Origin of the sequence: Bradyrhizobium sp. ISRA464, from assembly GCF_029910095.1 — a bacterium.
Taxonomy (GTDB): Bacteria; Pseudomonadota; Alphaproteobacteria; order Rhizobiales; family Xanthobacteraceae; genus Bradyrhizobium.
This window is the reverse complement of the sequence record NZ_CP094526.1, coordinates 4,625,387-4,644,663: the sequence shown is the minus strand read 5'-3', so window position 1 is coordinate 4,644,663 and position 19,277 is coordinate 4,625,387. Positions and strand designations below refer to the sequence as shown.

Sequence of the window (19,277 nt, the reverse complement as noted above, 5' to 3'; positions counted from 1 at the left end):
TTTCGATGTTTGATCTGACTGGCAGGACGGCGCTCGTCACGGGTGCGACCGGAGGCATCGGCGGCGCGATCGCGCAGGCGCTGCATGCACAGGGCGCAACGGTCGCGATCTCGGGCACGCGGCGCGAGGTGCTGGACGGCTTCGCCGCCAAGCTCGGCGACCGCGTTCACGTGTTGCCCTGCAATCTCTCCAGCAAGGACGAGGTCGAGGCATTGGTGCCGGCGGCGGAAGCGGCGATGGGGCAGGTCGACATTCTCGTCGCCAACGCCGGTATCACGCGCGACAACCTGTTCGTGCAGCTGCGCGACGAGGATTGGGATGACGTCATCGCGGTCAACCTGACGGCAACCTTCCGATTGGCGCGCGCCGCGACAAAGCTGATGATGCGCAAGCGCTTCGGCCGGATCATCGCGATCACCTCGATCGTCGGCGTTACCGGCAATCCGGGGCAGGGCAACTACACCGCGTCGAAGGCCGGCATCATCGGCCTGATCAAGACGCTGGGCGCCGAATATGCCAAGCGCGGCGTGACCGCCAACTGCATCGCGCCGGGCTTCATCAAGACGCCGATGACGGACGCGCTCAACGAGAAGCAGCGCGAAACCATCCTGGCGAAGGTTCCTGCGGCGCGACTCGGGACGCCCGAAGACATCGCTGCCGCGGCCGTCTACCTGGCCTCCAACGAAGCCGGTTACGTCACCGGACAGACCATTCACGTCAATGGCGGGATGGCCATGATTTGAGCTGCTACTGGCTCTCGCAATGCGGCGAAAGGCCGTTTTCGGGAGCCGGTTCAGGCGTGTAGTCAAGGCTTGGGAAGTATGATAGCTGAACCCCCCACGGATGGGCGAAGAACGCCATTGCAGGATTTTGAAACCCTGTATATTGGCGTGACGATGCCTGCCGTTCGCCGGGGCTTAGTCGGCTACGACCGGGCCGAATCAAGACTATGCGCGATTGAGTAATCGAGACGACCACGATGGCTCGTATCGTCTTGGGGTCGGGTCCAATGGAACAACGAGGTTGAACGATGAGTGAGATTGGCGAGCGGGTTAAGAAGATTGTGGTCGAACACCTCGGTGTCGAACCGGACAAGGTGGTCGATAGCGCAAGTTTCATCGATGACCTCGGCGCCGACAGCCTCGACACGGTCGAGCTCGTGATGGCTTTTGAAGAAGAGTTCGGTTGCGAGATTCCCGACGATGCCGCGGAAACGATTTTGACCGTCGGCGACGCGACCAAGTTTCTCGAGAAGAACGCGAAGAGCTGACGCTTTTAGCGAAGTTGACGGAGCCGGACGGACCGTTGTCGAACGGTCCCCCGGTTTCTTATTATTGGCCGCCCGTTGTGGGCCGGAGATTCTGAAATGAGACGTGTTGTCGTCACGGGGCTGGGCATGGTTACGCCGCTCGGCTGCGGCGTCGACGCAACCTGGACACGCATTCTCGCCGGACAGAGCGGCGCGAAGAAGATCGATACGTTCGACGTGTCCGACCTGCCGAGCCAGATTGCCTGTTCCATTCCGCGTGGCGATGGGGCCGATGGCACCTTCAATCCCGATCAGTGGATGGAGCCGAAGGACCAGCGCAAGGTCGACGACTTCATCATCTTCGCGATGTGCGCGGCCAAGCAGGCGCTCGACGATGCCAATTGGCATCCAACCTCCGAAGAAGACAAGTGCGCGACCGGCACGCTGATCGGCTCCGGCATCGGCGGCCTCTCGGGCATTGCCGATACCGCGATCCTGCTGAAGGAGCGCGGGCCGCGGAAAGTGTCGCCGTTCTTCATTCCCGGTCGTCTCATCAACCTGGCATCGGGCTACGTCTCGATCGAGCATGGCCTCAAGGGGCCGAACCATTCGGTCGTCACCGCATGTTCGACCGGCGCGCATGCGATCGGCGACGGCGCGCGGCTGATCGCGCTCGGCGATGCCGACGTGATGGTGGCGGGCGGCACCGAATCGCCAATCTGCCGCATCGGCATGGCCGGCTTCTGCGCGGCGCGCGCGCTCTCCACCGGCTTCAACGACACGCCGCAGAAGGCCTCGCGCCCCTACGACAAGGATCGCGACGGCTTCGTGATGGGCGAGGGCGCCGGCATCGTGATCCTCGAGGAATACGAGCACGCGAAGAAGCGCGGCGCAAAGATTTACGCCGAGGTGACCGGCTACGGCCTGTCGGGTGACGCCTATCACATCACCTCGCCCTCGCCGGACGGCGATGGTGGCTTCCGCAGCATGAGCGCGGCGCTGAAGCGCGCCGGTCTGACCGCCGCCGACATCGACTATATCAACGCGCACGGCACCTCGACGCTGGTCGGTGACGAGATCGAGCTCGGCGCGGTCGAGCGTTTGCTCGGCAATGCCGCCTCGAAGGTCTCGATGTCGTCGACCAAATCGGCGACCGGCCATCTGCTCGGCGCGGCGGGCGCGATCGAGGCGATCTTCGCGATCCTTGCGATTCGCGACAACGTGGTACCGCCGACCATCAATCTCGATAATCCGTCGGTTCAAACGGCGATCGATCTTGTGCCTCACACGTCGCGCAAGCGTGACGTCAATGTGGCATTGTCCAATTCATTCGGTTTCGGGGGGACCAACGCCTCTGTGATCGTGCAGCGCGTGACCTAATTGTAAGTCTTTAGAACTAGTCCACCGTTTTGCCGTATTCCGCGGTGACTCCTAAGAGCGGGCGTATGCTATTGGCAGGGCAGGGGTTTGTCCGGCCACGATTCAACCGGCAGGATTTGGTTTGCATCGATGAGTGAGAGGCCGCCCATTTCACCAAGGAGTCCGCGTGCTGCGCTGGAGCCTGAGCAGGTTCCCCCGCCGCCGAAGCGCTCGGATCGTGCCCGCAATCCGTTCGTGATTGTCGGCAATGCCATCTTCACCATCCTGATCATCCTGATGATCGGGGCTGGAGCGACCTACTACTACGGCAAGCAGACGCTGGAGGCGCCCGGGCCGCTGCAGGAAGACAAGGTCGTCAACATCCCGGCCCGCGCCGGCAAGCGTGACATCGCCGACGTGCTGTCGCGCGAGGGCGTGATCAACGTCAATCCCTGGATCTTCATCGGCAGCGTGTTCGCGCTGAAGGCAAGCTCGGACCTGAAGCCCGGCGAGTACTCGTTCCAGAAGAATGCGAGCCTGCGCGACGTCATCGCCACCATCGTCGAGGGCAAGGTGGTGCAGCATGCCGTCACCATCCCGGAAGGCCTGACCTCGGAGCAGATCGTGGCGCGGCTCTCCGACAACGACATCTTCACCGGCTCGGTGCGCGAGATCCCGCGCGAGGGAACGTTGCTGCCGGAGACCTACAAGTTCCCGCGCGGCACCACGCGCGATCAGGTGATCCAGCGCATGCAGCAGGCGCAGAAGCGCGTGCTCGCCGAGATCTGGGAACGCCGCAATCCGGATACGCCGTTGAAGTCGCCGGAGCAGCTGGTGACGCTGGCGTCGATCGTGGAGAAGGAAACCGGGCGCGCCGACGAGCGCAGCCGCGTGGCCGCGGTCTTCGTCAATCGCCTGCGCCAGAAGATGAAGCTGCAATCCGACCCGACTATCATCTACGGGCTGGTTGGCGGCAAGGGAACGCTGGGACGGCCGATCAAGCGCAGCGAGATCACGCAGCCGTCGCCCTACAACACCTATGTGATCGACGGCCTGCCGCCCGGGCCGATCGCCAATCCCGGCCGCGCCTCGCTGGAGGCAACCGCCAATCCCGCGCGCACGCGTGACCTGTTCTTCGTTGCCGACGGCACCGGTGGTCACACCTTCACCGAAACCTACGACCAGCACGCCAAGAATGTCGCCAAGCTGCGCTCGATGGAAAAGCAGATCCAGAACGACACCGTCGAGCCTGCGGATGATCCGCCGCCGCCGGCTGCCGCGGCGCCGGGAGCGGCCGATACCAATCCCACGGCGGCCACGCCGCCGAAGCCCACCAATCGGAGGAAGCCGCGCGGTCGTCAGGGCGCGGCCCAGCAGACCAATTCGCTGCCGGTGGTGCAGCGCTGAGCCCTGCTGTCCCGTGGGTGGAACGTAATTCCACTTTCACGGAATCCGTTTTAAGTTCGCTGGGACTCCGTGCGAGTCTCGTAGGCTCCAGGTGAGCCCCATATCCTTCTGCTGGAGAGTTTCACGCGATGGCGCTGTCGAGCATGACTGGCTTTGCCCGAAGCCATGGCGCAAGCGGTCCCTATACGTTCGAGTGGGAGCTGAAGTCGGTCAATGCCAAGGGCTATGACCTGCGGTTGCGGCTGCCGCCCGGATGGGACGAACTGGAGGCCTTCGCCAAGAAGCGCGCCGCCGAGTTGCTGTCGCGCGGTACGGTCTATGCCAATCTCAGCGTCAAGCGCACCGATGCAGCGCAGACCATCCGCATCAATGAGGAGGTGCTGGAAGCCGTCGTGAAGGTCGCCGGTACGCTCGCGCAGCGGATCGATGCGGTGGCGCCGAGCATCGACGGCCTGCTCGGCATCAAGGGCGTCATCGAGGTGGTCGAGCCTGAAAGGAACGAGGAAGAGGACAAGGCGGCGCGCGACGCAGCGGCCAAAGCCTTCGAGCAGGCGCTCACCAGTCTCGTGGAGATGCGCCGCCGCGAGGGCGATGCGCTCGGCCAGATCCTGATGCAGCGGATGGACGAGATCGAACGGCTGGCCAAGCGTGCCGAGGCCGCGCCGGGCCGCAAGCCCGAGGCGATCAAGGCGCGGCTCGCCGAACAGATCGCGGCGCTGCTGGAGACCTCGGATCGCTTCGACGCCGACCGGCTCAGCCAAGAGGCGATCCTGATCGCCACCAAGGCCGACATCCGCGAGGAGCTCGACCGCATCGCCTCGCATGTTGCCCAGGCGCGCGAGATGATCGTGAAGGGCGGGCCGGTCGGGCGGCGGCTCGACTTCCTCGCGCAGGAGTTCAATCGCGAGGTCAACACCTGTTGCTCGAAGTCGAACGATGTCGAGCTGACAAACACCGGGCTCGAGATGAAGAATGTGGTCGAGCAATTCCGTGAGCAGGTCCAGAATCTGGAGTGAGCGATGACGGCGCAGGGTTTTGATGGCGTGGACCGGCGCGGACTGATGTTCGTGTTGTCGTCGCCCTCGGGCGCCGGCAAGACGACGCTGTCGCGCATGCTGATCGACCGCATGCCCGGGCTGAAGATGTCGGTGTCGGCAACCACGCGGCCGATGCGGCCGGGCGAGGTCGAGGGCCGCGACTATTTCTTCGTCGACAAGGCGAAGTTCGAGGCGATGGCCAAGCAGGGCGAGCTGCTCGAATGGGCCACCGTGTTCGACAATTGCTACGGCACGCCGCGCCAGCCGGTCGAGGCCGCGCTGTCAGCCGGCCAGGACGTGCTGTTCGACATCGACTGGCAGGGCACGCAGCAATTGCGTGAGAAGGCGCGCGCCGATGTGGTCAGCGTCTTCATTCTGCCGCCGTCGGCCGCCGATCTCGAGAAGCGGCTGCACACCCGTGCGCAGGATTCGGAAGAAGTCATCCGCGGCCGGATGAACCGTGCCACGCACGAGCTGAGCCACTGGGCGGAATACGACTACATCGTCGTCAACCAGAACGTCGACGACGCCTTCGCCGAGGTGCAGTCGATCCTGAAGGCGGAGCGGCTCAAGCGCGAACGGCGCACGGGCCTCACCGAATTCGTGCGCGGCCTGCAGCGCCAGCTCGAGAAATAGCCGCCTCAGTTCGTAGCGCTGCGTGCCAGGCGCTGCAGCATCGCCGTGATCTGCCGGTTCTTCTCCTCGCTCTGGTCCAGATCGCGCGCAGACTCGCGGCGAGGCATCGGAGGTTCGGCCCGGCGCGGCGGCACGTCGGACAACCGAACCGGAGGCTCCAGGCGGATCGGCATGTCCGGTGACCGTTCGGTGCGAATCGAGTCCCATGGCGCGCGCCACTCGTCGCGGATTTCGTAAGGCGGCGTGCGGGTGCGGGTCAGCCGGAACACGAGCGCGCTGACCACGCCGGCCAGCGCCAGCGCGCCGACCATCACGATCAGCAACATCTGCGTGGAGGATGACGTCTTCTCGGTTGGCGTTTCGACTGCAGCGGGCGCGGCTGGCGCCGCGTCGTTCGCCGACGGCTGCGGCACATCCGCCTGCTCGGGCGCGGGTGGCTGAGGCGAGGCGTGCCGCGTGCCGTTGGATCCGGCCATGCTCGTCGCATCCAGCCACCGCGCCGATGTCTGCGCATTTGCGTCGGGGGGTGTCGCAGGCGCGGGTGCGCCGGTGTCCGGCACCGTGCCGCCTGCCTGACTGGCGTCCCCGGTTGCCGCCGGGGCGGCGGCCTGCGACGCAGCGAACTCGGCATGCGCATCGGCGACCGACGGACGCATCTCCGGCTGCGGCTGCGGTTGAGCCTGCGGCTGCGGTTGAGCCTGCGGCTGCGGTTGAGCCTGCGGCTGTGGTGGTGTGGCGTCTGCACTTGGATCCGGGGCGGGGGCAGGCTGTTGCTGCGCGGCGGCGGTCTTGGCGGCCTTGTTCTTGGCCTCACCGATGTACCAGCACTTGGTCTTGGTCGCGCGATCCGTGTGGTAATACCAGTGACTCCCGGCGGGCGCCGGTCCCTTGGGGGCAGACTGGCAGTTGGCTGCCGTCTTGGTGTCCGCCGTGTTGGTCGCATTCTGCGCCACGGCTGTGAAATTTGCGCCGGCCAGGATGCTCGCGACGAGCGCCGAAGCAAATTTTGCTGAACGATTTGACATTGACGTCCCCGGTAATTCTTTTGCGCAAACGCTTGCGATCCAATCTCGGTAAAGAGTTGGGTCGCAATGCGCCGCAAATCCGGAGCGGGTAGGGCTTAATTGGGGCTCGCAGCGTCTGACAATTGCGGCGCCGCGGTGGCGGGAGAACTTGGACCGCACGGTCGCTCGCTAGGTTCCGCTGTCGTACCGACTGGCGGTTCCCGTCGTGCGGCACCCTCGTTCCAAGCCGCGCTAGTTGCTCTCAAGCACGTCGCTGAACAGCACGTAGCGCTGGCCGTTGAACCGGACGAGACGCATCTGCTTGATCGGCCGCAGGTCGGTCGGCGAGGTCCGCAACCGGATGCCGGGCAGCAGCAGCGGCAACTCCATGTCGAGATGCGAGGCCTGCTTCATGATGTTCTCGCGCGTCAGGTCGTTGCCGCACTGCTTGAGGATTTGCACCACGGCATAGCCGATATTGTAGCCGTAGGGTGCGTAATAGTCGCTCTTGTCGACGTGCGGGTTGTACTTATCCATCCAGAGGTTCCAGGCCTTCATGGCCGGATCGTCCTTCCATTGCGGATCGGCGGGGTCTTTCTGATAGGCCGCCGAGATCACGCCCTTCGCAGCCTCGAATCCGGCCGGGCGGATCGCGCCTGCGATCGAGGAGCCGACGCTGGAGAGGAATTCCTGCGGGTGCCAGTCGATATCATAGGCCTTGCGGATGGCTTGCGCAGCGAACTTCGGCACCGAGGCAATGAACAGCACATTGGCGCCGGCGGCCCTGAGCGACACGATCTGCGAGTCCACCGTGGGATCGCTGGTGTTATAGGTTTGCTGCGACACGATCATCGTCGCGGCCTTGTCGCCGAGCCCGTGCTTGAAGCCCATCACGTAGTCGCGGCCGAGATCGTCGTTCTGCGCGAGGATGCCGATCTTCGCGTCGGGAAGCGTCGACAGGATATATTTGGCGTAAATCTCGCCCTCGGACGCGTAATGCGGCGTCCAGCTCATCGTCCACGGATAGTGCCCGGGATCGTTGAAGATGGTCGCGCCAGATCCGACGAACAGATGCGGCACCCGCTTCTGATTGATGTATTTGACCACGGCCATGTTGGGTGCGGTGCCGACCGGGTTGACGAGAAACAACACCTCGTCGCTCTCGATCAGGCGGCGGATCTGCTCGACCGTCTTGGGCGGGCTGTAGGCATCGTCAAGGCTGATGAAGTTGATCTTGCGGCCGTTCACGCCGCCCTGATCGTTGATCATCGCGAAATAGGCGGTGATCGAGATGGCACCGGCCGAATAGGCCGACGCCGGGCCGCTATAGGGCGTTGTGGTCCCGATCTTGATCTCGTGGCCGGTGGCGCCGGGCCCGTAATGCGATTGCGCCGTGGCCGGTGTAACGGCAAGGGCAAGCGCGAGCGCCGCCCATGCCGCGAACGTCGAACGTTTCCTCCTCATGTGCGTCCTCCCCAGTTGTCGGGTGAGGCCGGCGGGACGTCCGCTAAAGCGCGATCAGGCTTTAGTTCTTCAAGACGATGCGTCCCACGACTTTGCCGGCCCGCAATTCATCGATCCATTTCTGGACGTCGGCCATCGGCTCTTCCTTCATCGGCGTCGGCTTGATCTTGCCCGCGCGGGCGAGCGCCATCAATTCCTGCCCCTCGGCCAGCGTTCCCACCATGAAGCCTTCGATGGTCATGCGCTTGTAGACCCATTGCACCATCGGCAAGCTGAAATTGCCGCCCATCAGGCCGGACACCACGATCTTGCCGCCGCGCGCAACTGTCGACACCGCGAACGCCATCGACTTCTCGTTGCCGGCGAAGTCGACCACGCCGTCGAAGCCGCCGTCGCTCTCTTTCAGCATGCGCTTGACCACGTCCGGCTCCGCCGGGTCGTAAGCGGCGGCTGCGCCGTTCTTCAGCGCGGTCTCGCGTGCGGCGGGGCTGAGATCGGCAACCGTGATCGGCTGCTTGAACATCGCCTGCGCGAACGACAGGCCCATCATGCCGACGCCGCCAAGGCCGATCAGCAGCAGATTGCGCTGGCGCGGACGGTCGACCAGGCGCTTCAGCGCGCCGTAGGCGGTGACGCCCGAGCACATCAGGGTCGCGGCCTGATTGACCGGCAGCGGATCATAGTCGAGCAGGTATTTTACGTCGGGCACCAGGACGTGCGTGGCGAAGCCGCCGTCGATGGAGACGCCGAGGAAGCGCTGCTTGACGCAAAGGTTCTCGTCGCCGTTCTGGCAGTCGCGGCACTGGCCGCAGCCGATCCAGGGGAAGACGGCCTTCTTGGCTCCGATCAGGTCCTTCGACACGTCGGGCCCGACCTCGTCGACGACGCCGGCGATCTCGTGGCCGAGCGTGAAGGGCAGGGTCATGCCGCGGGTGGTGTCGAGCTTCTTGCCGCCGCCGAGATCGGCGTAGCCGTCCTGGATGTGGAGATCGGAATGGCACAGGCCGCAGCGCTCGATGCGCACGAGCACCTCGCGTCCCTCCGGCTTGGGCGTGTCCACGATGGTTTCGCACAGCGGTGCATCGAATTTGACGAGGGATTGGCGAACCATACGCGCCATTACGTTTTCTCCTGATGTTCTATTTTGTGGACCGTATATCGGCCAATTCACGTGCCATGGCAACAAAGCCGGTGACCGGGATGGTTTCGGCGCGGCGCGTGGCATCGATCTGGGCGGCCGCGGCGAGCCGCGCCGGATCGACGGACAGCGATTTCAGGCTCTGGCGCAACATCTTGCGGCGCTGGCCGAAGGCGGCCGCCGCCACCTGCTCGAGCATGCGGCGGTCACACGGTTCGGGCGCCGCGCGCGGCACCAATCGTACCACCGAGGATGTCACCTTCGGCTGGGGCACGAATGCGGCGGGCGAGATGTCGAACAGGATCTTGGTCTCGGCGCGCCAGTTCGCGAGCACCGCGAGCCGGCCATAGGCCTCTTCGTCCTGGCGGGCGACGATGCGCTCGGCGACCTCGCGCTGGAACATCAACACCATCATGTCGTACCAGGGCGGCCACGGCTCGATCGACAGCCAGTCGACCAGCAGCTGGGTCGCGATGTTGTACGGCAGATTGGCGACGATCTTGGCCTTGCCGCCATCGAGCAGCGGGCGCGGATCGAAGCGCTGCGCGTCGCCGTGCACGATCTCGACGCGGCCGGGGTAACGCTTGACGATGTAGCCGAGCGCGGCAAGCGCCCGCTCGTCGCGCTCGACTGCGATCACGCGTTTGGCGCCGAGCGCAAGCAGCGCGCGCGTCAATCCGCCCGGACCGGGTCCGACCTCGATCACAGTGGAGTCCTCCAGCGGACCGGCGGCGCGCGCGATCCGCGCGGTGAGATTGAGGTCGAGCAGGAAATTCTGACCGAGCGATTTGCGCGCCGACAGGGAATGTTCGCGAATGATGTCGCGCAGCGGCGGCAGGTCGTCGATGGCGCTCATCGAGGCGGCGCCGCGGCGGCCATGCGCGCGGCAAGCCGGAGGGCGGCGATCAGGCTCGCCGGATTGGCCTTGCCGGTGCCGGCGATGTCGAATGCGGTGCCGTGATCCGGAGAGGTCCGGATGAACGGCAGTCCCAGCGTGACGTTGACGGCGTCCTCGAACGCGATGGTCTTGATCGGGATCAGCGCCTGGTCGTGATACATGCAGATCGCGCAGTCATAGGTCTTGCGCGCGGCCTCGTGGAACATGGTGTCGGCCGGCAGCGGGCCTCTCGCGGCGATGCCCGCTCGCCGCAGGATCTCGACGGCCGGCGCGACGATCTCGATGTCCTCCCTGCCGAGCGTGCCGTCTTCTCCGGCATGCGGATTGAGGCCCGATATGGCAAGCCGCGGCGCCGCGAGGCCGAACCGCGCCTTCATGTCCGAGACGACGATCCGCGCGGTCGACACGATCAGATCGGTCGAGAGCTGCGCCAGCGCCTCGCGAACCGACAGGTGGATCGTCACCGGGACGACGGCGAGGGCCGGCGACCAGAGCATCATCACCGGATGCGGTGCCTGCCTCCCATTGGCCGCGAGCTCGGCGAGGAATTCCGTGTGCCCGGGATGGCGGAAGCCGGCGCGATACAGCACGTTCTTGGCGATCGGGTTGGTGACGACGGCGCCGGCTTTGCCGGAGACGACATCGGCGACCGCTTGACGGATCGAGGTCATCGCGGCCTCGGCGCTCGTCCCGTCGGGCTGCCCCGGCCGTGCGGTCGCCGCCTTGCCGGTCGCGACGACGGGTAGGGCGCGCGAAAATGCTGCCGATGCTTCCTCGGCGCTGACGTCGGCAAGCTCGACGGTAAGCCCGAGCGCCTTGGCGCGTTCGGCGAGGGAAGCGCGATCGCCGAGCAGATAGAACGGCGGGAGATCGAGTTCACGACGCCGCAGCCACGCGGCGAGGGTGATGTCGGGTCCGATGCCTGCAGGCTCGCCGGACGTCAGCGCGAGAGGTGTGGCCATTCGTCAACGATAGTCGATCATCGCCCGCCTGGGTACTCGATCATCGCAGCCTTGCGGACTTCCTGCAGATAGGACTTCGACTTCGCCTCGTACTTCTGGGCGTACATCTTCTCGCGGATCTCGCGCTTCTTCGGCGTATCCACGGTGGTTGCCTTCCGGCCGCAGAGCGCGACCATCTCGATGCCCTGCTTGGTGACTTCAGGGGCGGTCAGATGGCCGATCGGCGTCTTGTCCAGGATGTCGCGCAGCGACTGAGGCAGGTCTGCCGAAGTCTTCACGACGATTTCGCGGATCGCAGCGTTGCGCATCGACTTGAAGTAGGAGTTGGCCTCCTCGCAACTGGTCACGCGTTCGCGCAGGCTTTCCGCTTCCTTGCGCCGTCCCTCGAACTCGGACTGGGGCGCGCCGCGGGGTACGATCAGGACGACCGGCAGCATCCTGTATTCGAAGGCATCGGCGTCGCCCGACTCGCCAGCCGCCTTGACTGCAGTCGCCACGTCCTTCTCGCCGACCTGCAGGCTTTCCTTAAAGCGCCCGCGGACCAGGCTGGTCCAGACCATGTCGGCCCTGATGCGTTGCTTCAGCGTATCCGGCCTGATGCCCTTGTTCTCCAGCACCTTGGTGAGCTGGTCGCCCGACAGCCGCATCCGTTGCGCCATTCCGTTATAGGCTTGGTCGATGTCGCTCGAGGAGGGATCGACGCCGTATTTCTTGGCTTCCTTGATCTTCACCTTCTCGTCGATGAGATCGTTGAGAATGGCTTTACGATCGGGATGCTTGGCGCCCGTCAGGGCGTTCAGCTTGGCGCGCTGCTCGATGTCGAAATTGGTGATGGGGTCGCCATTGACCATGACGGCAATGGTCTGGGCGTGCAAACGAGCACTGCCTCCGAGCAGGATCACAAGAGCCAGAAGAGAACTCAGCAGGAACGAATGGCGGCGAGTTGGCAGGCTAGCTGTCGTCATAGTCATGTCAGCCGTTTAAACCCATTCAAGCTGGAGCCGCGGATCGCGGCCATCCAGTTCCATGCTACTGGACGCCGGCCGAGCTGCTCGTGGTCGACGATTGCGCGATGGTCCGCAGGCCGATCTGGAACATGAAAGCGTGGCTGAGGACAGGCGGCGTGCTGCCAGCTTGATATGTGTAGGACGTGACATAGTTGGCGGCCAGCACGAAGCAGTCGTCCACATAGCCTGCGCCGACCACATACTGGTTGATTTTGTTCGCTTCAAGGTCCCAGCGCGCCGCACCCTGGACCACCCAGTTCGATGCCACCTTGACCGACCCGCTGGCGAGAAGGCCTTCGCGGCGCGTCAGATATCCGAGTTCCGGCTGCGCTGCATAGTCGCCGTACGTCAGGCTGACCGACCAGCGGTCGAAGTTGGCGGTACCCTGGGCCTCAAACCGGTTGACGTTCCACGTCGCCTCGTCCATCCGCGAGCGGACGCTGAGCGTATAGGTCCGGTTCGGCGAATAGGCGACGCTCGCGACATAGTCCGATCGCGCATTCTGCAGGCCGGAGTCGACGCCCGTGTTGGTGACGTCGGCGACCGCGAACGAGTTCAGCCCGAACAGCTGGTAGGACTGGCCGAACATCGCCTTGACGCTGCCGCCGCGGTCGAACTGGGTGGTGGCCTGCACGCCGACATTGGCGCGGCTGCCGCCCTCGACGCGGTCATACCCGGAGAACTTGTCGACCGCGAACAGGTTGCTGGTGTCGAACACCAGGCTCTGGGCGTCCTCGTTCGGGAGCTTGCCGGCATTGGGCTCGTTGGGCCGGATGATGACCTGCGCGATCGGCTCGATCGTGGTCGTGCCCCACGGCTGCACGTTGATGAAGGGATAGCGGTACTCGAAGCCGACGGCCGGCATCAGGCGGACCGTCTGGGTGTCGCCGACCGGCAGGAAGTTGGAAACACCGGGCTGATTCGAGATGTCGGCGTTGATCGCATCGCCACGGACACTGACGAACGGCGTCCAGATCTGACCGAACGGGTCGGTGTAGGACTTGCGCCACTGCGCCTCGGCGGTGAAGCGGGTGTAAGTGCCGGGCATGCCGCGCATGAGGCACTGCTGCGGTATCACACGCGCTGGATCTGCAGACAGGCACAGGCTGTTGGTGTTGGCGAGCGTCGTGATCGGATCGAACACCGCGCTTTCGCGGGTCAGGTTGGTGAAGTTCATCTTGTAGCTGAATTCACCACCCAGGATCGGGCTGTTGATCACGTTATTGTAGTCGATGACAGGAGCAACGACCGGCACCTTGTTCTGGTTGCCGGAGAAGCTGAGGTAATAGATCGCCCGCGCGTCGAAGAAGCTGCGGTTGCCGACGCCGGTCAGATAGAGCTGCGAGATCGCCTCGGTCGGCAGCGACATGAACGAGCCGAACGGATCCTTGTACTGGGCCAGCCGGTAGTCGGACATGAAGTAGTAGTCGGACAGCAGCACGCCGTCCCAGCCAAAGGTCCACTTGTCGTTCAGTGCGAACTGACCCTTGGTCTCGACACCGCCGCGGAACTGGCGGTCGCCGGGCTGGCCGGCGAAGGCGCCGGGATCGAGCTGGTCGATGCCGTAGAGGCGGATCTGGTAGGCGCCGTTCGACAGGCGCTGGCGGAATTCACCCTGCAGCAGGACGCCTTGCTTCGACGTGAAGCGCGGATTGAACGTCACGTCGTAATCGGGCGCGAGCGCGAAGTAGTAGGGGACTTCGACGCCGACGCCGTAGGCCGAATAGGTGGTGAACGCCGGCATCAGGAAGCCGCTCTTGCGTTTCACCGTCGGATCGGGCGTCGAGAAATAGGGCAGATACGCCATCGGAACGCCGAAGAACTCGAGCTGGGCGTTCTCGAAATAGAGCATCTTCTCGGTCTGGTTATGGATGATGCGCGCGCCCTTGACCTGCCAGAGCGGCGGCTTCTTCGGATCGTCCTTACAGGGGGCGCAGGCGGTATAAACGCCGTTCTCGAACACGGTGTAGTTGCCGCTCGAGCGATCGGCGCGGGTCGCCGCCATCCGGGTCTGGTCTTCGGTATCGACGCGCAGCGAATCGACAAAACCGTCACGGTAGTCGTCGCTCAGATCCATGATGTTGGCGTAGGTAATCTTACCTTCCGCATCGGTCATGCGGATGTTGCCCTCGGCATGAAGACGCTTGGTCTTCTGGTCGTAGATGACCTTGTCGGCCTCGACGCTGGTGCCGTTGTAGAACATCTGCACGTTGCCGACCGCCGACACGCGCTGATTGTTGTAGTCGTAATCGACCTCGTTGGCCTGAACGAGCATCTGCCCGTCATTCTTGGCCGGCGGCCGCGGCGGCTTCGGCGGGCGCGGATTGTAGGTGAAGCTCTGCGCGGCGGCCGGCGTCGGCACGACAACGCCGGGCGCGCCGACCACGACAAACGCGGCGACAAGCGTGGAGAGTGAGACGCCAAGCGCGGCCATGCGGCTGCGAGGACGGCGCAGGGCACTGCGCCGCCTGAACACAGACGACCTCAACTGGCGGGCGGCGACAACGGCCACTACCCGTCCTCCTGATACAGCAAGGCCAAGAAACCGGTGAGGCCGCCGACAACAACAGGCAGCCACGCCGCAGCGATGGGATGCATCAACTCAGCCTTGCTCAAATCCTCAGTTACTTTCGACAGCACGTAGAGCAGAAAGCCCGCACCCACGCCACTCAAAACCATCTTCTGCACGCCGCCCATCCGGAAGAAGCGGAGGCTCACAGAAGCCGCCAACATCACCATTGCAGCCAGCAAAAATGGCTGTGCGATGAGCTTGTGATACTGCAAGCGATAGCCGGCGGTCGCGAACCCCGAGCTCTCCGACGAACGGATGTAGCTCGGTAGTTGCCAAAAGGACACAGTTTCGGGGGTGGAAAAACTGTTGCGGACCTGGGCCGGGGTGAGCGTCGTGGAGAGGTAGAAGGTGTCCTGGTCCACCGGAGGCTTGTCGAGGGTGTATCTGCGTACCCCTTTGAACACCCAGCGCCCCTCTTCGAGATTCGCTTCGCGCGCCTCGATTCGCTCCTTGAACTGCAACTCAGTATCGAATCGGAACACGGTCAGGCCGGTCAGCCGCACGCCCTGCTGCTCGCTGCGGACGGCGTTGATGATCGCCTGACCTTCATTGTTGATCTGATTCAGCCAGAAGCCGGATGCATCCTGAATGCCGCCGCCCGGCGCTGAGCCGAACAGCTCGGCCTCCATCCGTTTGGACAGCTCGCGCAGATTCGCTGAGATCGGGTTGTAGGCGGTGGTCGCGATGATCCCGAGCAGGATGGCGCTGGCAAGGGCAGGCGAGATGAATTGCCAAGCCGAGACGCCGGCCGCCCGCGCCACGACTAGCTCGAGCCGGCGCGACAATGCGAGGTAGCAGGTCATCGCGCCGATCAGCACGCAGAACGGCATCAGCTTCTCGAGCAGCTGCGGCACGCGGAACAGCGACGTCTCAGCAACGGTAATCGCTGAGACGTCGACGAGTCCCGACGTCTTGCGCACCATCTCGATATAGTCGACCAGCACAAGCAGCACGAAGATGCTCGCGAACACGCCAACCGCCGAGATCACGAAGCGGCCGGCGAAATAGCGCCCGAGGGTGTTTGTGACCATGCTCATGCGGTCACCGGCCGTCGGAAGAAGCGCGCGATGCGCTCGTTATTCCTGTTGATCGCCTCCATCAGGGCGGCCGGCGGCTCGACGATCACGCCGCCGATGATCATCCAGATACCGACGCCGATGCCGCCGAACAGCATCAGGTACTGGACGAGCGCCGCCCACGGCGTCTTCACAGTCATGACCGAGCACGCGAAGCCCACCATGCGCAGGCCGAATACCGCGAGCACCGAGCCGCCGATCGAGAAATTGCGGCTCTGGCGCGTGGTCCGCGGCGCGCCCAGGAACGCGAAGGTGAGCGCGGCGAAGGCGAACGGATAGATCGGCGCCATGAAGCGGTCATGCAGCTCGGCGCGGAATTGGCCGGGGATCTGCTTGTAGACGGGATCGTCCTCGGATGGGGAGATCAATTCCCAGAGGTAACGTTCGCGGATGCCGAGCGTGACGTCGCGGCCCTGGTTGGAGAATTTCGACATGTCGAACGCGTAGCGCTGGAACGCCACCAGCGCCGGATCGCGCTTGCCGACCTCGAATCGCTCCAGGTTGCCGTCCTCCAGCACGAGATACGAACCGTTCTCATTCTTCAGCACGGTGCCATGGTCGGCGATAATGGTGACGCGCTCCTGCGGATCACGGCGATCGTCGACGAAGATGCCGCCGAGCACGCCGCCCGGCAGACGTTCGCGGATGCGAATCGTGAGATTCTGGTCGAGCTGGGCGAAGCGCCCGGGCTGCAGGATGTTGGTCAGCACGTCGGCGGTGATCTCGGCATCCCATTGCTTGATGCGCCGCATGCCGTCGGGGGCGAGATAAGCGCCGATGAAGGCGACCATCGCCGCCACCACGCAGGTGGCATAGAAGAATGGGTAGAACAGCCGGAATGGCGAGAAGCCCGCCGCGTTCATCACGATGATTTCGGAGTCGGTCGCGAGCTTGTTCAGCGTGTGCGAGATCGCGATCATCAGCGCGATCGGGGCGATGATCAGGACGAGCGCCGGGATCACCAGCCCGGTGATGCCGAGGAAGGTGAGGATGGTTTGACCCTGGCTCGTCATCAGGTCGATGCCGCGCAACGCCTGCGTAATCCAGATCACGCCGGTGAGGCTGACCAGGACAAGCGCAAACGACGCCAGCGTCGTTTTGAAAATGTACTTGTCGATCGACCCCATATTGCTACCGCACGACCCCCCTGGCGCGCCCAAACGCTCGGCTTTCGACCAATCCCGTCAATCCGGGTTCCCCTATGGTCGAGCCGCGGATCCGTCCGGCTCACTCGCTCACTACCATCCCTTTGATCCGTCAACAAAATGGCCGCGCCAAGGCGCGCTTAATTTATGGTTAATTATTCGCTTTTGTGGCCTTCCGGCCACTCCGGCGCTTGGCAGCGCCGCAGCCGACAGGCCATAGTGTGGCCAACCCGGTCCGGATCAGTTTGGACCGCTCCCGTAACCTGTGTCCCAAGTGCTCAGGGGCCGCCTCACGCGCCCTAAGCAACACCCTGAATTCTGGAGGATTTTCCTATGTCCGACGCCGTCAAGGTCGGCTTTGTCCCATTCTCCGCGCCAGCTCGCGGCATTCTGGTCGCCTTTTGCGACGAGCAGTTGAAGCTGGGGACGGCGACCCGCAAGGCGCTGGGGGCTGCGGCCGAGACGGTGAAGCGCGCGGCCGCCGCCAACCAGTTCAAGGGCAAGAGCGGCGCGGCGCTCGACATTCTGGCGCCGGAGGGACTCAAGGCCGAGCGGCTGATCGTCATCGGCGCCGGCAAGCCGTCCGAGCTCAAGGAGAAGGACTTTCTCAAGTTCGGCGGTGTCGCGGCTGGCAAGCTCAACGCCGGCAGCCACGCGATGACCGTTCTCGCCGAATTGCCGGAGGAGGCGATGACGGCGGACCAGGCGGCCGCGATCGCGACCGGCATCCGCCTGCGCGCCTACAAGTTCGACCGCTACAAGACCAAGAAGAAGGACGGCGAGAGCGGCGCCATGCGTGCCGACGTCTCGATCGCCGTCGCCGACGCCGCGGCCACGAAAAAGACTTTTGCGCCGAGCGCATCGATCGTCGACGGCGTCAACTTGGCGCGTGAGCTCGTCAACGAGCCGCCGAACGTCCTCTATCCCGAAGAGTTCGCGCGCCGCGCCAGCCAGCTGCGCAAGCTCGGCGTCACCGTCGAGGTGCTCGACGTCAAGGCGATGACCAAGCTCGGCATGGGGGCGCTGCTCGGCGTCGCGCAGGGGTCGAATCGGCCGGGCCGCACCGTGATCATGCGCTGGAATGGCGGCAAGAAGAGCGATGCGCCGGTCGCGTTCGTCGGCAAGGGCGTCTGCTTCGATACCGGCGGCATCTCCATCAAGTCGGCTGGCGGCATGGAGGACATGAAAGGCGACATGGGCGGCGCAGCCTGCGTGGTCGGGCTGATGCATGCGCTCGCGGCGCGCAAGGCGCGCGTCAACGCGGTCGGCGCTATCGGCCTCGTCGAGAACATGCCCGACGGCAACGCGCAGCGCCCCGGCGATATCGTGACCTCAATGTCCGGCCAGACCATCGAGATCATCAACACCGACGCCGAGGGGCGCCTGGTGCTTGCCGACGTGCTCTGGTACGTCGCGAAGAAGTTCAAGCCGAAATTCATGGTCGATCTCGCAACGCTCACCGGCGCGATCATGGTCGCGCTCGGCACCGATCACGCCGGCATGTTCTCCAACAATGACGAGCTTGCCGAGCGCCTGACCAAGGTCGGACTCGAGACCGGCGAGAAGGTCTGGCGCATGCCGCTCGGTCCCGAATACGACAAGCAGATCGACTCGCAGTTTGCCGACATGAAGAACACCGGCGGACGCAACGGCGGCTCGATCACCGCCGCGCAATTCCTGCAGCGCTTCGTCGACGGTACGCCATGGGCCCACCTCGATATCGCGGGCACCGCGATGGGGGCGCCGAAGACGGAGATCAACCAGAGCTGGGGATCGGGCTATGGCGTTCGCCTGCTCGAACGGCTGGTCTCGGAATATTATGAATCGAGGAAGTGAGGCGACCGACCACGCATGACCGAGGTCCTGTTCTACCATCTGCAGAACATGACGCTGGAAAGCGTGTTGCCGCCGCTGCTCGAGAAGTCGCTCGAGCGCGGCTGGCGCGTGGTCGTGCAATCGACGTCGCCGGAGCGCGCGGAGACGCTCGATGCGCATTTGTGGACCTACAGCGACGATTCATTCCTGCCGCACGCGACCTGGCGGGCCGGCGACGCGCAGGACCAGCCGATCATCCTGTCGATCGAGGAGGGCAATCCGAATCGGGCCAATGTCCGCTTCCTGATCGACAATGCGGCGCTGCCGGCCGATTGCGACAGCTACGAGCGGGTGGTCCTCGTGTTCAACGGCGACGATCCCGATGCGGTGGCGGCTGCGCGGGAGAGCTGGACCGCTTGCAAAGCGCGCGGCTTCGAGGTCACTTACTGGCAGGCCGACGAACGGGGGCGTTGGCAGCGGCGCCAATAGCGATTCCAAGCAATTTAAC

At 64.4% G+C, this 19,277-nt stretch carries 17 protein-coding genes; 8 read left to right on the top strand and 9 right to left on the bottom strand.

The features are described from left to right. The first annotated feature begins 5 nt into the window (after nucleotides 1-5). From fabG to gmk, 6 genes are all read left to right on the top strand, one after another. A complete protein-coding gene (fabG, locus tag MTX19_RS21890; RefSeq protein WP_280979250.1) occupies nucleotides 6-743 on the top strand; it encodes a 3-oxoacyl-[acyl-carrier-protein] reductase in 738 nt (245 codons plus the stop codon). Between the two features lie 287 nt (nucleotides 744-1,030). After that, nucleotides 1,031-1,270, top strand: a complete 240-nt coding sequence (locus MTX19_RS21885; RefSeq protein WP_139482977.1) for an acyl carrier protein — start codon at nucleotides 1,031-1,033, stop codon at nucleotides 1,268-1,270. Between the two features lie 96 nt (nucleotides 1,271-1,366). Next, nucleotides 1,367-2,629, top strand: coding sequence for a beta-ketoacyl-ACP synthase II (fabF, locus tag MTX19_RS21880; protein WP_280979249.1), 1,263 nt, complete (start codon nucleotides 1,367-1,369; stop codon nucleotides 2,627-2,629). 129 nt (nucleotides 2,630-2,758) lie between these two features. Then, nucleotides 2,759-4,015: an endolytic transglycosylase MltG gene (mltG, locus tag MTX19_RS21875; protein WP_280979248.1), complete on the top strand. Its 1,257-nt coding sequence runs from the start codon at nucleotides 2,759-2,761 to the stop codon at nucleotides 4,013-4,015. Between the two features lie 128 nt (nucleotides 4,016-4,143). Further along, complete coding sequence (locus MTX19_RS21870; RefSeq protein ID WP_280979247.1) at nucleotides 4,144-5,031, top strand: YicC/YloC family endoribonuclease; 888 nt, start codon at nucleotides 4,144-4,146, stop codon at nucleotides 5,029-5,031. A gap of 3 nt (nucleotides 5,032-5,034) precedes the next feature. After that, the gene (gene gmk, locus MTX19_RS21865; RefSeq protein ID WP_280979246.1) at nucleotides 5,035-5,688 is read left to right on the top strand and encodes a guanylate kinase; all 654 of its coding nucleotides are present in this window, start codon (nucleotides 5,035-5,037) and stop codon (nucleotides 5,686-5,688) included. A gap of 5 nt (nucleotides 5,689-5,693) precedes the next feature. Here the strand turns inward: gmk and MTX19_RS21860 are convergent, their stop codons facing one another. The 9 genes from MTX19_RS21860 to lptF form a co-directional block, all read right to left on the bottom strand. Continuing rightward, a complete protein-coding gene (locus MTX19_RS21860) occupies nucleotides 5,694-6,713 on the bottom strand; it encodes a hypothetical protein (RefSeq protein ID WP_280985466.1) in 1,020 nt (339 codons plus the stop codon). A gap of 231 nt (nucleotides 6,714-6,944) precedes the next feature. Then, complete coding sequence (locus MTX19_RS21855) at nucleotides 6,945-8,156, bottom strand: ABC transporter substrate-binding protein (RefSeq protein WP_280979244.1); 1,212 nt, start codon at nucleotides 8,154-8,156, stop codon at nucleotides 6,945-6,947. A 61-nt stretch (nucleotides 8,157-8,217) separates the two neighbouring features. Then, nucleotides 8,218-9,276, bottom strand: a complete 1,059-nt coding sequence (locus MTX19_RS21850) for an alcohol dehydrogenase (RefSeq protein ID WP_280979243.1) — start codon at nucleotides 9,274-9,276, stop codon at nucleotides 8,218-8,220. A gap of 19 nt (nucleotides 9,277-9,295) precedes the next feature. Then, on the bottom strand, nucleotides 9,296-10,150 hold the full coding sequence (rsmA, locus tag MTX19_RS21845) for a 16S rRNA (adenine(1518)-N(6)/adenine(1519)-N(6))-dimethyltransferase RsmA (protein ID WP_280979242.1): 855 nt from the start codon (nucleotides 10,148-10,150) through the stop codon (nucleotides 9,296-9,298). Next, nucleotides 10,147-11,154: a 4-hydroxythreonine-4-phosphate dehydrogenase PdxA gene (pdxA, locus tag MTX19_RS21840; protein ID WP_280979241.1), complete on the bottom strand. Its 1,008-nt coding sequence runs from the start codon at nucleotides 11,152-11,154 to the stop codon at nucleotides 10,147-10,149. Before pdxA ends, rsmA begins: the two co-directional genes overlap by 4 nt. A 17-nt stretch (nucleotides 11,155-11,171) precedes the next feature. Next, nucleotides 11,172-12,119, bottom strand: a complete 948-nt coding sequence (locus MTX19_RS21835) for a SurA N-terminal domain-containing protein (protein WP_280985465.1) — start codon at nucleotides 12,117-12,119, stop codon at nucleotides 11,172-11,174. A gap of 64 nt (nucleotides 12,120-12,183) precedes the next feature. Beyond that, nucleotides 12,184-14,673 carry an LPS-assembly protein LptD gene (locus tag MTX19_RS21830; protein WP_280979240.1) on the bottom strand — a complete coding sequence of 830 codons (2,490 nt, stop codon included), beginning with the start codon at nucleotides 14,671-14,673 and terminating at the stop codon, nucleotides 12,184-12,186. After that, nucleotides 14,673-15,770, bottom strand: a complete 1,098-nt coding sequence (gene lptG, locus MTX19_RS21825; protein WP_280985464.1) for an LPS export ABC transporter permease LptG — start codon at nucleotides 15,768-15,770, stop codon at nucleotides 14,673-14,675. The genes MTX19_RS21830 and lptG overlap by 1 nt, the downstream gene beginning before the upstream one ends. After that, on the bottom strand, nucleotides 15,767-16,936 hold the full coding sequence (gene lptF, locus MTX19_RS21820) for an LPS export ABC transporter permease LptF (protein WP_280979239.1): 1,170 nt from the start codon (nucleotides 16,934-16,936) through the stop codon (nucleotides 15,767-15,769). The genes lptG and lptF overlap by 4 nt, the downstream gene beginning before the upstream one ends. 351 nt (nucleotides 16,937-17,287) lie before the next feature. Here lptF and MTX19_RS21815 point away from each other — a divergent pair, with 351 nt between their 5' ends. Both MTX19_RS21815 and MTX19_RS21810 read left to right on the top strand, forming a co-directional pair. Next, a complete protein-coding gene (locus MTX19_RS21815) occupies nucleotides 17,288-18,790 on the top strand; it encodes a leucyl aminopeptidase (protein ID WP_280979238.1) in 1,503 nt (500 codons plus the stop codon). A gap of 15 nt (nucleotides 18,791-18,805) precedes the next feature. Beyond that, nucleotides 18,806-19,258: a DNA polymerase III subunit chi gene (locus MTX19_RS21810; protein ID WP_280979237.1), complete on the top strand. Its 453-nt coding sequence runs from the start codon at nucleotides 18,806-18,808 to the stop codon at nucleotides 19,256-19,258. Nucleotides 19,259-19,277: the final 19 nt, after the last annotated feature.

Excerpts from the sequence above, each read along its gene's own strand:
- MTX19_RS21815 (WP_280979238.1), top strand. The coding sequence starts at position 17,288 with ATGTCCGACGCCGTCAAGGTCGGCTTTGTCCCATTCTCCGCGCCAGCT.
- MTX19_RS21835 (WP_280985465.1), bottom strand. The coding sequence starts at position 12,119 with ATGACGACAGCTAGCCTGCCAACTCGCCGCCATTCGTTCCTGCTGAGT.
- mltG (WP_280979248.1), top strand. The coding sequence starts at position 2,759 with ATGAGTGAGAGGCCGCCCATTTCACCAAGGAGTCCGCGTGCTGCGCTG.
- MTX19_RS21855 (WP_280979244.1), bottom strand. The coding sequence starts at position 8,156 with ATGAGGAGGAAACGTTCGACGTTCGCGGCATGGGCGGCGCTCGCGCTT.
- MTX19_RS21850 (WP_280979243.1), bottom strand. The coding sequence starts at position 9,276 with ATGGCGCGTATGGTTCGCCAATCCCTCGTCAAATTCGATGCACCGCTG.
- lptF (WP_280979239.1), bottom strand. The coding sequence starts at position 16,936 with ATGGGGTCGATCGACAAGTACATTTTCAAAACGACGCTGGCGTCGTTT.
- MTX19_RS21810 (WP_280979237.1), top strand. The coding sequence starts at position 18,806 with ATGACCGAGGTCCTGTTCTACCATCTGCAGAACATGACGCTGGAAAGC.
- fabG (WP_280979250.1), top strand. The coding sequence starts at position 6 with ATGTTTGATCTGACTGGCAGGACGGCGCTCGTCACGGGTGCGACCGGA.
- MTX19_RS21860 (WP_280985466.1), bottom strand. The coding sequence starts at position 6,713 with ATGTCAAATCGTTCAGCAAAATTTGCTTCGGCGCTCGTCGCGAGCATC.
- lptG (WP_280985464.1), bottom strand. The coding sequence starts at position 15,770 with ATGAGCATGGTCACAAACACCCTCGGGCGCTATTTCGCCGGCCGCTTC.
- fabF (WP_280979249.1), top strand. The coding sequence starts at position 1,367 with ATGAGACGTGTTGTCGTCACGGGGCTGGGCATGGTTACGCCGCTCGGC.
- gmk (WP_280979246.1), top strand. The coding sequence starts at position 5,035 with ATGACGGCGCAGGGTTTTGATGGCGTGGACCGGCGCGGACTGATGTTC.
- MTX19_RS21885 (WP_139482977.1), top strand. The coding sequence starts at position 1,031 with ATGAGTGAGATTGGCGAGCGGGTTAAGAAGATTGTGGTCGAACACCTC.
- rsmA (WP_280979242.1), bottom strand. The coding sequence starts at position 10,150 with ATGAGCGCCATCGACGACCTGCCGCCGCTGCGCGACATCATTCGCGAA.
- pdxA (WP_280979241.1), bottom strand. The coding sequence starts at position 11,154 with ATGGCCACACCTCTCGCGCTGACGTCCGGCGAGCCTGCAGGCATCGGA.
- MTX19_RS21870 (WP_280979247.1), top strand. The coding sequence starts at position 4,144 with ATGGCGCTGTCGAGCATGACTGGCTTTGCCCGAAGCCATGGCGCAAGC.